The sequence below is a fragment of the Schleiferilactobacillus perolens DSM 12744 genome, assembly GCF_001435585.1.
GTDB classification, from domain to species: domain Bacteria; phylum Bacillota; class Bacilli; order Lactobacillales; family Lactobacillaceae; genus Schleiferilactobacillus; species Schleiferilactobacillus perolens.
Genome location: NZ_AZEC01000017.1, coordinates 25,124 through 39,000 on the forward strand (window position 1 = coordinate 25,124; position 13,877 = coordinate 39,000).

Sequence of the window (13,877 nt, forward strand, 5' to 3'; positions counted from 1 at the left end):
ACTGGTATGACGAAGCAAACAAAAAGGTCGATCGGACATTTTTGCCCAATCGACCTTTTTCAAATCTATCCACGTTTATTTTTCAGTATCGCGTTTCCGTTTCAATTGAACCAATCCGAATGCTGCGAGCAGCCCCATCAGAGAAACGCCGATGGCACTCAGCACGCGGCTGTTAGCATGGCTCTCACTCGTTTGCGGCAGCTTACCCTTGGTGTTAGCGGAATTGGTTGCCGTTCCCGCACCAGTGGTACCATTCGTGGTTCCGCTCGTGCCAGGGTGCTTGCCAGATGGTGTATTCGACCCATCCGGATTGTTGTCCGAGGAACCAGGATTGGTTTCCGGTTTACCAGGTTTACCCGGTTGATCGGGATTACCACCGGATTCGTCCGGGTTACCACCTGGCTGATCGGGATTGCCGCCTGGTTGGTCAGGATCCTTCACTTTCGTATACACAATTGTGTCGGTGGTAGTAATCGTGCCATCCGCGTTGACATGGGCGGTGAAGTACGGCTTGTCGGCGGTATATCCCAGTACGACCGGTGTCGGCACCTGGATATCGCTGCCCACTAGGCCGCTGACATTATGGACCGTTTTGTCGCCAAGGTTGGTCTTAATCGTCACATCACCAGTGACCATATTCGGTGTGTACTTGATTGTATCCGTCGTGGTGATCGAGCCATCCGCGTTAATGTGCGCGGTGAAATGGTCCTTGTCGGGGGTATAACCTTGAACTGGCGGCGTTGGTACTTGCACATCGCTGTTCACACTACCGGTAATACCTGAGACTGTTTTATCACCGAGATTCGTGTGGATGGTCACGGAACCGCTGATGGTGTTGGGAGAATAGGTGACGAATCCCTTTCCACCTTGTTGACCATCAATGACGGTAATTGTGCCGTCGGCGTTCACGATGGCGTCCACCGTGGTCTTGTTCGGGGTATAGCCCGTAATACCGGGGACCGGTACCTTCACGATATCCCCGGTCTTGCCAGTGATACCTTTAACAATTTGATCCCCCAGGTTGGAGTGAATGACCACTTCATTGGTGACGGCGTTGGCCGTGTAATTAAGGGTGTCTTTGGTTGTGATCGTACCATCAGGATTAATATGGGCGGTGAAATGATCTTTGTCCGGTGTGTAGCCCTGAATATATGGACTCGCCACGGATACATCATCGCCTACTTTACCGCTGATGCCGGGCACAGTTTTGTTCCCGAGGTTTGTGGGAACTGTGACTGAGCCAGTGACGTCATTAGGTACATAGGTGACATATCCGGCACCGCCGGCTTTTTCACCGTCAATGACAGTGATGGTGCCGTCGGGATTAACCTTGGCATCCACAGTGGTCTTATCCGCAGTGTACCCTGTCTTAGGGGGAACAGGCACTTTGACCGTTTCGTCAGTTTTACCCGTGACGCCCTTAACGATTTGATCCCCCATGTTGGAATGAATCGTCACATCGGTGGAGACTTCTTTAGCGGTATAAGTGATGGTGTCGTTAGTTGTGGCAGTCTTGCCGTCATCGCTGATGTGCACGGTCACGTATTCTTTATCCGCATCATAGCCAGCCACTTCAGGGACCTTGCCCTGGACGGTTTCGCCACTATGACCGACGACCTCAATGGTCTTGGGACCCAAGTTACTTGGGACAGTGACGGGGAGTGTGACTTGATTAGCTGTATAGGTCACATACCCTTGACCGCCTTCGCCGCCGTCAATGACGGTGATGGTGCCATCCGCATTGACTTGGGCTTTGACAGTCTGTTTGTCCTCAGTATAGCCATCCAGTTTCGGCACGGTGACGTCCACGATGGTGCCGACTTTACCCGTCACACCGTTTACCACTTGACCGCCCTTATTTGACGGAATGGTCACATTAGCCGTCACGTCGTTGGCTGTGTAAACGATTGTGTCCGTCGTGGTAATCGTGCCATCCGCATTGATGTGGGCAGTGAATTCCTTCTTATCCGGTGTGTAACCTGGCACGGCCGGCGTGTCGACTGTGACGTTATCGCCGACAGTGCCTTTGACACCTGTCACGGTTTTAGGCCCGTGATTGGTAGAAATGGTCACTGATCCCGTAATATTTTTCGGAGTGTAAGTGACATACCCTTGGCCGTCTTTCTCGCCATCGATGACCTTAATCGTGCCATCGGGGTTGACTTGGGCTTTGACTGTTTGCTTATCCGCAGTGTAGCCTTCAACTGACGGCACGGGCACGTCCACTTGGGTATCGACAGTACCTTTAATGTCGGGAACAACCTTGTCGCCCAGATTGGTATGAATTAACACATCATTCGTGACTTCGTTAGGCGTGTAAGTGATTTTATCCTTGGTGGTAATCGTCCCGTCCGCATTGATGTGGGCGGTGAAGTGATCCTGATCAGGCGTGTAGCCCTGAACTGGCGGTGTATCGACTTGGACGTCACTGTCTGCTTTACCAGTAACTGGGACTGTCTTGTTGCCCTGGTTGGTGGGCAACGTCACGGTGCCAGTGATTTCCTTCGGTGAATAAGTGACATAACCAGCGCCACCCTTGTCCCCGTCGAGTACGGTAATGGTGCCGTCCGCATTGACCATGGCATCCACGGTCGTTTTATCCGGTTCATAACCCGTTACGTCAGGCACGTTAACTGCAACGATATCGCCTGTATTGCCAGTGACATCCTTGACCACCTGGTCGCCCTTATTAGAATGAATGGTGACATCACTCGTGAAGGAACTCGGGGCATAGGTGATCGTTTGGCTTTGATTAGTCGGTTCCGTGGTGCTGGCAGTGAGGGCGTCTTTAAAGGCAACCGCCTGATTTGGGGTATAACCAGCCACAGTCGGTGCCGTCATCGATACATCCGTCGTGTTGGGGGTCCAAGTTTGCGTGCCGTGGACATTGTCGATCGTATGGGTCCAAGTCACCGTCTTGGTCACAGATTGAGGTGTCGCATCACCAGCACCGACAAAATTGACGGTATATGTCACATCTTTAGTGGTGGTTTCACTAGTTGGCGCCACCACGACGTAATATGTCGCACCAACGGGATTACCTTGGGCATCCTTGCTGGTATCGGTGTACTGCAAAGTCGTCGGATCTATTGGGTTGCCAGCTGCATCGACAATCTGGGTCACATAATGATCCGTCCCAATAGTCTGGCCAGTCTTGAAGGGGGCGGCAGTGTATTGATCACCCACCATGCCGGTAGTGGTCTGGTCGGACTTGCCGTCATTGTAACTGACAAACTTACCGTCGGGGTCTTTAGTGACGACCTGCCACTGTTCGTTGACTTGGCGGACCAGAGTAGCCGTTAAAGGAATTTCTTCGTCTGTCTTGATGGGCGTGCCGTCTGCGCCGTAAACCGTGGCACTGGCCGGGAAAGAATAGCTCTTGCCGACGATGGAGTCTTTGAGCTGGTCATCGTCTAACTTTATGTTAGAGGTGACGGTCACGGCAGACTTAGCGCCCACTGCAATCCGCTCAATTTGGATGCTCGCGGCTTTGTCATAGGTCGTGGTCACGCCAGCGGCATCCAGATAAGTGATTTTCGCAGTACTGGTGATGTCGTTTTTGGTTGCGTCATCAACGATCTTAATTGGCCCTGTTAAATGCATATGCTGACTGTTTTTATCACCCAGGGTCAGGGATGAGTCAATCGTGACTGTGTTCGTAGTCCCGTTGTAAAGATTATGTGTGACTACCGCGGTGGGCTTGGCTGTATTGATTTTGCCTGTATGCGAGAATGCGTTATCCGCAGAGCCTTGGATACCAGCACTCTGGACGAAGTCTGAGGTGGCTACGGTTTTGATGCTGAAGGTTGGGTTATCTTTGGAGTTGTAGTAAACATTACCGTTGTTCCAGTCGTCCTGGAAGGAAGCGCCACGGGTTAACTGGGTCCCGTTGAAGCGGAAAATTGAAGCATCCGGTCGAAAGCCAAAGTCCCAGGCAGAGAATGAAATCAGGGTGTTGGGGGCTAACCCACTATTCACAATGACTGGAATACCGCGTGCAGTGGTCCCACTACCTGTAAATGTCAGATGGTTGATATAGAGGACGGTATCCCCATTCTTATCGACAAAGGTTTGGGCTTGTAGGTTTTGGTTATCCCAGGCGTTACGCAATGCGGCCACGCCAGCAAAGGTCGTATATTTTGGAATGCGCACATAGACACCGAATGCATCCGGATTGGCGGCTAAATACGTATTGTATGCAGCAGCGTTTTGGCCGCCCACTAGAGCGGATGTTTGGCCAGGATTCCCGGCGCTAATGGCTAGACTTTGCAGGTTATTGCGGAACGAAATCGTATCACCGGCATTGGTGACACCGGCAGACAAATTATCCCAGCCCATGAAGCCGACACCCGTATAGTATTTCTCTTGGATGAGTATGCGGGGTACGGAGTCATAGTTGATGGTCTGCCAATCACCAGCTGGAGTACTGAGGACTTGATCGCCGTTTTTTTGGGTAGTCTGGAATCGGTAGTGGACTGCCTGGGGTTGATTGGAGTAAAACTCAGCATGGAATGAAAGCCGATGGGCAACATCCATACCTGTGACTGTTCCTACTGAACCGGTTGGCCGTACTTCGTCCACACTTCGGACCACGACATTAAGGACTGGATCAGCCTGTGAACCGATTGTCGTCACGTAATTTGTTTTGCCAGAGACGACCTTCTGGACGTCTGTTTTACCGCTTGCTGTGGTAAAGATAAGCTCCACATTGTCAGTAAAACCGATGCTCTTCCAATAACTAGGGTCGCTCACGTTAGTGACGCTAGTCAAATTCATACTGTTTTTAAGCGTTGGATTAATTGTCAGTTGCGCCTCGGGATGGCCTTGATAATCGTAGTTACTCTTATCAAGAACGCTGCCCCAGAAAACCGATGAGGTATCCGCTAATGGGTCTTTGGTAAATGACGGCAAGTAGGAATTACCGTTGCCAGCACTATCACGAGCGAAACTAGCCGACGAGTCCATGCTCAATTTTCCAACAAAAGGTTGGTAAGAAAACGCATTTTTAGAGTTGACCGCATACTGGTAAGTCTGACCGTTGATTGCAGTACTAACCGCGGCTGTCAACGTCAATGATTTGCCTGTCCCCACATCGCCATCGTATTCGCTCACAATTTTAAAGAAGCCGCTCTTGAAAATTGAGCCAGCCCCGTCTCTTAATGGTGTACCAGCCGCAAACGTGAAGGTATACTGATTACCCGATTGGGAGACTGTATACGGCGCATCGGCGATTGTCTTTTCAGCACTGATGACTTTTACTCCGGCCGGTAGCGTGATCGTCACGGTGGTTGGCGCGGTGAAGACATCGTAGCCTTGCCAGTTTTTGAGGTAATCTTTGGTATATGAAAAACGATCCGCAAAAGTCTGCCAATTAATCTTTGTAACGGCTTGTTGTTTATAGGTGCCGGTTGAAGGATCCACGATTGCGCCTATATTTTGATTATCAAAAATTGCCCAACCATTTGAAGGTATGGCCGGCTGATTTGGCTTCTTATTGAAGGTGGTGGTCATTTGGCTGGCGGTTTTCCCATTTACCTGTAAAAGAACGGGAATGTCTGTTGACGGCTTACCATCGCTAAGAAACTTAGAGCTGGCACCTGTTGAGTAGGGGCTCGCATTCACTGAATAGTAAACGGAAGTGCTCACCGTAGAATCGCTGGTCATGTTGATTGTCAAGGCATCGTACGCGACACCATTCACAGTGGTTGAAGTGGTCCCGGTAGGAATTGTGCCAGATGATATTGATCCCATTTTTAGAAACTTCAAGGTGCCCGCTGGAATGAGCAGCTGAATTTTGTCCCCCTTCTTAAAAGAGCCAGAGAGGCTGTAAACGAGTGGATCGTTTAAGTTGCTGTCATCTGTAACCGTGGGCCCGGTCACCGTGGCCGAAGAAGTGGGCGCCGGTTGATCATTTGCTGTCGGTGTCTGGCTGGGCGTGACGGCAGTCTTTTGAGTGACCGTCGGCGCAGCTGGACTGGTTGTCTTTGCAGCGGCTTGGATCGGATTGCCAGCGGTGGTATTTTGCGTGTTAGCGACTGGTGTTGCAGCCGTATCTGCGTCGACCTTTTGTTGACTATTGCTCGTGCCCGTCAGCAATAACAGGCCCGCACCCGCGGCCACCCAAAACTTTCCCGCTTTGTACAGTCTTTTGAGTCCTCGACGATCTTTTGACATATGCACATTTCCCCCTACAAAATGTATCGATCTTTTATCATATGTTAAGCTCCTGTAAAAGACCGGTGTCCCCACTAACACCGAGTAGCCGAAAATCAAGCAGATAATCGACCGATAGCAACGTGTTAGTCCGACTGGCTCGGAAAAGACCGGCAAGCGCTCATTTCCACTCTGTCATCGGCACGTTAGATAGTGTCTGGAGCTATTAGCGGGCGATGTTCTGATACGTATGCCGCCAACTGCTCTATACATAATTACACTATAGCATAGGCAAAACATTGTGCACGCGCTAAATGCTTATTAAGTAGGAAAGTTTTGACATGGGTAGGAACACAAAGTCGTGACGAGAACCATAAAAATCCTAATCCCGACCAGTAATCAGATTAGATTTTCGTATATTTTTTCAGAAAAAAAAGCCACCAAATCAATGCTGCTTTCTGAGTGCATATCGACAACTACGGTATTAACCGGCGTAACCGTGCATGTTTGGCGATGAGATATCATTTGCTGTTTCTGAATTTTGTATAATCATAGGGATTTGCAACGACAAAAATAGCCGCTGCCATTATCGGCAACGGCCACCTGCCCGCAAGTTGCTTCTGCTAAATTTGTTTGTTTTCTGTGGTGCACTCTATGGTGCCCTTTTCTCGTAAAGTTGTCAGTCTCGAATCGATTATCAGTAATAAAAAAACCGGTAGTGCCAAGGGTTTACCCCCGTGACGACTACCGGTGAATTTCTGCTAGTGGGTGGTCAGGGGATCGAACCCTGGACCCACGGATTAAGAGTCCGTTGCTCTGCCAGCTGAGCTAACCACCCATAAATAAGTACTTGCTTGCCTCAACGACTTAAATATAATAGCACGCAAGACTAGGCGGACGCAACCCCTAATTCAGAAAAAGTTCGGAAATGTGTTAGGACTGACGATGTCCCATTGGCCCACATCGCGGAATTAATTACCTTTGACGATGGCCTCCGTTTGCTTTTGCAAAGTCGTCAACGCTGTTTTGGCGGATTGACCCTTGCTAATCGTGGCATCTACCGCCGCATACAGATCATTGCGATATTCGTTGTAGCCCACAAACGGGGTGGAAGAGAAGCCGTCCTTGTAAGCATCAACCGCTGCCTGGTACTCTGGGTTCTTCTTCAAGAAGCTCTGATAACTCGCGCTGGCGACTGCGGATTTCACCACGGGCACATAACCGGTCTTTTGGCCCCAGTCGGATTGCACCTTGCTGCTCATTAAATATTTCATGAACTGCCACGCGCCTTGCTGCTGTTTAGTGGAGGCTCCCTTGAAAATACTCAAGCCATTGTTCCCTAGAACGTTACTTTCTTTACCCTGGAAGGCAGGCATTAAAGCCGTGCCCCAGTGCATGCCCTTGGGTGCGGTGTTCTTCAACTGTTGGATCGTAGCTGATGACCCGAAGCCGGCAAACATTTTGCCTTGGATAAAGGGAACGTTGAAGTAGACATCGGTCCCGGCCGATGTGGCGGTTTTGTTGTGGAGCATGGAAACAATGGCATTGCCGGCGGCGAGGGAAGCGGGCGTGGTCAAATTGACCTGCAACTTCGGGGTGACGAGCCGGTTCCCAGCATCGTACGCTAAAGTTTCAAACTCAAAGTCGTAGGACTTATTGAAGCCCACAGTGGTGATGCCAGTACCCTTGAGCTTGTTACTGATGGCCGCAAAATCTTCCCAATTCTTTGGTACACTCAGATGATACTTGTCCAGGATGTCCTTGTTATAGAACATAATCCGGGTCCCCGTCGCAAAGGGCATCGTGTAGTACTGGCCCTTATACTTTAAGTTCTGGCGGATACCGGGATAAATATCATTGAGTTCGCTGCTGGATAACTTGTCGGATCCTTTTAAAGCCACATCATCCAGCGGTAAGATGAAGCCGTTTTTGATATACTCTGGCACTGTAATATCCGTGACCTGACTCATGGTCGGTAAGGTCCGCGACTTAGCCGAAGCCAACAGCTTTTTCTGTAAATCGTCGTAACTGCCCTGGGAAGTACCGACAACTTCGTACTGTTTTTGACGCTTATTGAAGTCGTTAATGTAGGATTTTAGCGCTTTTTCGTAAACCCCATTCATCCGGTACCAGAACGTAATTTTTGTCCGCCCGCTTGAACTGGCACCGCTATTGGTACTGGTGCTTGAACTGTTTCCGCAACCGGCCATAATTAATGCCGTCGCCGCTACAGCGACCACTGCTAACCATCGATGAAGCTTCACGATCAATGCCCCCTGTGATATGTATTTGGTGTACATCACCGTTTTCAGTATAAAATCTTCCCGGATTAATGCAACAAAGAAGCTCAGATAATGCCAGAGAAGAGTGCATTGGCATCGTTTTCCCATTACTTTTGTAATATAGCGGAGAATTGTTATAATTGTTACAGGTCACGCACCTCAACTTTAAGGAGGAATTTTCTGTAATGGCCAAAAAAATTCTCGTAGTAGACGATGAAAAACCAATTTCCGATATTTTAAAATTTAACCTGACTCAAGAAGGATACGAAGTGGAAACCGCCGCAGATGGCGAGGAAGCTTTGGAGAAAGTGAAGAGCGGCAACCCAGATTTGATTCTGCTGGATTTGATGCTGCCAAAGATTGATGGGCTCGAAGTCGCGCGTCAAGTGCGGAAAGACCGAGATACTCCGATTATCATGCTGACGGCGAAGGATTCTGAAATCGACAAGGTTCTTGGCCTTGAACTAGGTGCCGATGATTATGTTACGAAACCCTTCTCCAACCGTGAGCTGATTGCCCGAGTAAAAGCCAATTTACGCCGCATGGACGCTTCTAACACCGCCCAGGAGGCAGAAAACGAAGGCCCTCAAGAAATCACAGTAGGCGACCTGCAGATCCTGCCCGATGCCTATATTGCCAAGAAACGCGGTGAAAAGATCGAACTCACCCATCGCGAATTTGAACTGCTCTATTACCTGGCCCAGCATCTCGGCCAAGTCATGACCCGCGAGCACTTACTACAGACCGTCTGGGGGTACGACTACTTCGGCGATGTTCGCACCGTCGACGTTACCGTCCGCCGGTTACGTGAAAAAATCGAAGACAACCCCAGCAAACCAGAATGGCTAGTCACCCGCCGCGGCGTCGGCTATTTCCTGCGCAAGCCAGGGGAAGAATAAAAAGGGCACAGCCGACCGGTTAGAGACGTCGACATAAAGACAGGCGTCTGGTCGGCTGCGCCCGTTTACAGACGTAACTGATATAACTGCGGGAGCCGGAGACTAGTGCCAATGCGGAGCAAGCGTAGGTGGCAGGTGGCTCAGCTGTGGAAACCACACAGGGCGCTTTTTGCCCTGATGTGGTTAGGCGTGTTTGAGACCGCGCACTTTGCGGGCTCAAACCGCCGTCACAGCGTTCCAGCCACCTGCCACCGAAGCTTGCGCAGCTTTGGCACGGCACTGTTCCCACTCACGAAAGAACCGGCTGGAGTAGGTACAGCAAACTATGAACAAACGAATTAAACTTTTCCAATCGATTCACTTCAAAATCGCCCTGGTGTTTGTGCTGCTATTAGTCGTCACGCTAGAAGTCATCGGGGCTTATTTTGTCGGCCAATTGCAAGAACAAAACATTTCCACTTTCGAAGACTCCATTCAGTTAGAGTCTTACGTCACCAGTCAACTTTCCACCGCCCTGGTGAATAAAGACACCACCCAGGCCAACCAAACCATCAAAGACATCATCGCCAACGTCAACAAGAGCAATATCTCGGAGATCCAGGTCATCGACAACCGCGGGATCATTCGTGGTACCAGTAACGTCAACGACCAAGATGCCGTTGGCCGCCGCTCCACCGACCAGGATGTAAAAAAGGGTATTTACAACAACCGTAAGCTGGAACGGATCAGCCAGGACAACCGCAACCAAAATTACTACATCTCCATTACACCATTGTCCAATCCCACTGCCGAGAGTAATGCCACAGTGGGGGTGGTGTATGTCCGAGCCAATATGGAACCCGTCTTTGACAACATCACGAAGATCGTCCAAATCTTCTTAGCCGCGTCGCTAGTCGCCGCCGTGATGGGCACTTTGATTGCCATCTTGATTTCTCGGGCGATCACCAAACCCATCGACGATATGAAGAAACAGGCCATCCGTATGGCCCGGGGCGATTACTCTGGTCAAGTGCGGATTTATGGGAACGATGAACTGGGTCAACTGGCTGTCGCCGTCAACAACCTGTCTGTGCGGGTGGAAGAAGCCCAGGAAGCCTCGGAAGCCGAGCGGCGACGTTTGGATAGTGTCCTTAGTTACATGACAGATGGCGTCATCGCCACCGATCGCCGGGGCAATGTCGTGATCATCAACGACACCGCCCAGGACTATTTGGGGAAGACCGAAGAAGAAACCATTGGCCGCTCCATCCTGGATGTTTTGGCTATCAGTGAAGATTACACATTACGGGATCTGCTGGAGAAGCAACAAGAAATCATCCTGGATATGTCCGATCGCAGCGACAAGGATTTGATCTTGCATGCTTACTTCTCCTTGATTCAACGAGAGACTGGGTTTATTTCCGGCCTAGTCTGTGTGCTCCATGATGTCACGGAACAAGAAAAGAATGAACGGGAGCAGCAGCAGTTCGTATCCAATGTCTCCCATGAATTACGGACGCCTTTGACCAGTTTGCGCAGCTACATTGAAGCGTTGAACGACGGCGCCTGGAAAGATCCGAAGATTGCCCCGAAGTTTTTGAAAGTGACCCAGGAAGAAACCGAGCGGATGATCCGAATGATCAACGATCTGCTCAGCCTTTCCCGGATCGACCGGGGCACGGCTAAGCTGGATTTGGAATACGTTAACCTGAACGAATTTCTGGTGTACATCATCAATCGCTTCGACATGATGATCCATTCCGATGAGGAACATGCCGAAGACTCAGGTGCGCCGAAGAAACATTACGTGATCAAACGCGATCTGACTAAACAGGATATTTGGTTAGAAATCGACACGGATAAAATGACTCAGGTGATCGACAATATTATGAACAATGCCATCAAGTATTCCCCCGATGGCGGTACCATCACCGTCCGGTTGTTCCGTTCCCGGGAGCACGTGTTGATTAGTATTGCCGACCAAGGGCTGGGCATACCCCGGGCTGATTTGGCTAAAGTATTCGATCGCTTCTATCGGGTGGACAAAGCCCGGTCGCGTAAACAGGGCGGTACTGGTTTAGGTTTGGCCATTTCTAAAGAAGTGGTGGAGGCCCACCACGGCCGAATTTGGGTCAACAGTACTGAAGGGAAGGGTTCCACCTTCTACATTTCGCTGCCCTATCAACCATACGATCCAGGAGGTGACTGGGATGACGAAACTGTCTAGTGTTCTGCTGCGGGTGACATTGATCATTGCCGTCGCCATCAGCTTTGTGCTGACGTATTTGATCATGACCCATAACACGGTCTTCAACCGCCCCACCCAGGATGTCAACAGCAATGCCGACGCTGTCCAAACGGATACGATGCAGAGTTTGGGCGACGTCTATTTGCCGATTCGGGTGATTTATCACAACGATGACACGGAAAAACTAGTTTACAACCGTAAAAACAATCTCATGTCGAATCTGCAAAAACAGATGGCAAAATGGTCATTGGCCAAGATTGGTGATCCCACCAAGTTGAATACCAAGGATTATGTGGAACGAATCAATCAGAAGAACACCATCATGATGATTTATCCTGACCGCATCACCTGGCAGTTATTTGCGGACACCTTTAAACAAAAGGTCAAACAATCTGCTAGTGACTTTGTTTTTGATCGGCTCAGTGTAGCGCAGGGTAAGGATCAACTTACCCTGACGTTTATGAACGACAAAACAGATACCATTCGCCAGGCAAAGGTGAAGGGCAATTATAGTACTTTGACCAAATTGGTAAAGGGCGCTGATTTTACTGTCCCGGTGAAATACATTGCGATGAACAAAACCGTCCAAATGCTGTTCACGGAATCATTCAGAATGAATCCCTATAGCTATTTGGTCGCCTACACGCCGGACAATGAATTTGTGAATAACTTGATGGGCAAAGTCGATTCCAGCAGCATCAAGTCCCGTTCAGACAGCGATGGCACAGAATATACTTCTGGCAGTCAAAAACTCAACGTCGCTAAGAGCGGTCATTTGGTGACCTATTCAGAGTATGGTAAGAAGCAAGCCAAGACGATGACGGAGAAACTGGAGAACAGTTTCCAGACATTGAAACAAGTCGGCATCACACTGCGCAATATTCGGTATTTTTCCTACGATGACAACACGGGGTCGATTTCTTTCCGGAACTATGTAGAAGGCTTCCCCGTCTTTCAACAAACCACTCGGGGCGCCGTACAAATCACTCCCGGCGATTCCACGGGTTTACTGGAGGCCAGTTTTGCCAACAGTAATTTGCAGGTACCAGTGCCCTCCGATCAAACGGCGATCGCTGTCCAGCCGACTCAAAATGTGATCGATACGTTGGTGAAACAGGGTTACCACCGCAATCGAATTGAGCGGATTCAGTTGGGGTATCGTTGGCAAATGGATAAACAAACCGACCAAGTGGTGGATCTAATCCCCACATACTATGTCCGTTACTACGGTCAGTGGCAGTCCTATGCGACTTGGTTAAAGACTGACCCCAACACAGTGACAGATGCCGACGATAGTGCCCAGAAGCACGCGCTCTCCAATGCCCAAGCCAATGCCGTGGATCGCGTCCAGCAAGAAGCAGACACCTCGGGGGTGAAATAAATGGATTTTCGCAAAATCGAAGGAATTTTCCTCATTGTATTCATTGCGCTGGATTTCTTCCTGTTCTTCTCGTGGCAATCCAATAAAACCCAAGTCTCCTCACGCACGGCCACGACGACACCGGCGAGTTTTGCCCAAGAACTGCGAGAGGACAACATCTCTATTGACAGTGATCAAGGGACCAAACGCGGGTCCGGCTATTACTTGGCCAGCCGTCCCAACACGGATCTGCAAGCCAATGCCCACAAGCTAATGGGCCAAACAGTCTCGCTGGATTCTTCGCAAATGACCTTGATTTCTAAACTCAACGATCCTTTTAAAGTGACTGCCAAAAACCGTAAAGCAGTCCTGCAAGACTGGATGAAAACCAGTGGCAACGTGCTCTTCGCCAATTCTTATCAATACGTTCCTGAGGTGTCCGACTCTAGCCGGGCCGTCTTTGCCCAGAAGGTGGACGGCAATCTCATAATGGACAGCCATGGTCAACTGGTCTTCCAAATCCGCAGCGGTTGGGTGACTGGCTATACCCAGACTTACATCAATGATCTGATCAAGCTGCAGGAAATGGACCAAACCAAGAGCGCCCAAGAGGCCGTCATGCTCCTTTATACCTACAGCGAAATTCCCACCAACTCCAAGATTCTTTGGGAAAAGCTCGCTTACGGCTGGCTCCTAGACGCCAAAGGCAGCACCATCTACATCCCGGTCTGGTACGTCGGCATCGAAAACCGCAACACCAAAGTTGTCAGCATCAAACGCGTCAACGCCTTCACCGGCGCCGTCCTCAAGAGCGACAACAGTAATGCCACTGCTTCGGATAGCGATGATTAAAATCCGTTTTATTAGGGTGAAAGCGGGAGCATCCTGACTTAGCTAGTGCCAATGCGGAGATTGCGCAGCATTGGCACGGCCCACCAAGCTGTCAGATACGAAAC

The 13,877-nt window shown here is 50.0% G+C and carries 6 protein-coding genes and 1 tRNA gene; 4 read left to right on the forward strand and 3 right to left on the reverse strand.

All coding sequences use genetic code 11. From position 1 onward, the window contains the following. Positions 1–75 precede the first annotated feature (75 nt). The 3 genes from FD09_RS13525 to FD09_RS13535 all read right to left on the reverse strand — a co-directional run bounded on the left by FD09_RS13525 (position 76) and on the right by FD09_RS13535 (position 8,453). Entirely contained in the window at positions 76–6,174 is a 6,099-nt protein-coding gene (locus FD09_RS13525; RefSeq protein WP_057822227.1) for a mucin-binding protein, read from the reverse strand. Positions 6,175–6,918: 744 nt separating this feature from the next. Next, a tRNA-Lys gene (locus tag FD09_RS13530) sits at positions 6,919–6,991 on the reverse strand. A gap of 133 nt (positions 6,992–7,124) precedes the next feature. Beyond that, entirely contained in the window at positions 7,125–8,453 is a 1,329-nt protein-coding gene (locus FD09_RS13535; RefSeq protein WP_057822228.1) for an ABC transporter substrate-binding protein, read from the reverse strand. 167 nt (positions 8,454–8,620) lie between these two features. Here FD09_RS13535 and yycF point away from each other — a divergent pair, with 167 nt between their 5' ends. From yycF to FD09_RS13555, 4 genes are all read left to right on the forward strand, one after another. After that, positions 8,621–9,334: a response regulator YycF gene (yycF, locus tag FD09_RS13540; RefSeq protein WP_057822229.1), complete on the forward strand. Its 714-nt coding sequence runs from the start codon at positions 8,621–8,623 to the stop codon at positions 9,332–9,334. 325 nt (positions 9,335–9,659) lie between these two features. After that, complete coding sequence (walK, locus tag FD09_RS13545; protein WP_057822230.1) at positions 9,660–11,540, forward strand: cell wall metabolism sensor histidine kinase WalK; 1,881 nt, start codon at positions 9,660–9,662, stop codon at positions 11,538–11,540. Next, positions 11,524–12,942 (forward strand): YycH family regulatory protein, encoded by a 1,419-nt coding sequence (locus tag FD09_RS13550; RefSeq protein ID WP_057822231.1) that lies wholly within the window; start codon positions 11,524–11,526, stop codon positions 12,940–12,942. Before walK ends, FD09_RS13550 begins: the two co-directional genes overlap by 17 nt. After that, positions 12,943–13,773 (forward strand): two-component system regulatory protein YycI, encoded by an 831-nt coding sequence (locus tag FD09_RS13555; RefSeq protein WP_057822232.1) that lies wholly within the window; start codon positions 12,943–12,945, stop codon positions 13,771–13,773. Positions 13,774–13,877 lie beyond the last annotated feature (104 nt).

Coding starts and splice junctions, on each gene's coding strand:
- FD09_RS13525 (WP_057822227.1), bottom strand. CDS start 6,174: ATGTCAAAAGATCGTCGAGGACTCAAAAGACTGTACAAAGCGGGAAAG.
- FD09_RS13535 (WP_057822228.1), bottom strand. CDS start 8,453: ATGTACACCAAATACATATCACAGGGGGCATTGATCGTGAAGCTTCAT.
- yycF (WP_057822229.1), top strand. CDS start 8,621: ATGGCCAAAAAAATTCTCGTAGTAGACGATGAAAAACCAATTTCCGAT.
- walK (WP_057822230.1), top strand. CDS start 9,660: ATGAACAAACGAATTAAACTTTTCCAATCGATTCACTTCAAAATCGCC.
- FD09_RS13550 (WP_057822231.1), top strand. CDS start 11,524: ATGACGAAACTGTCTAGTGTTCTGCTGCGGGTGACATTGATCATTGCC.
- FD09_RS13555 (WP_057822232.1), top strand. CDS start 12,943: ATGGATTTTCGCAAAATCGAAGGAATTTTCCTCATTGTATTCATTGCG.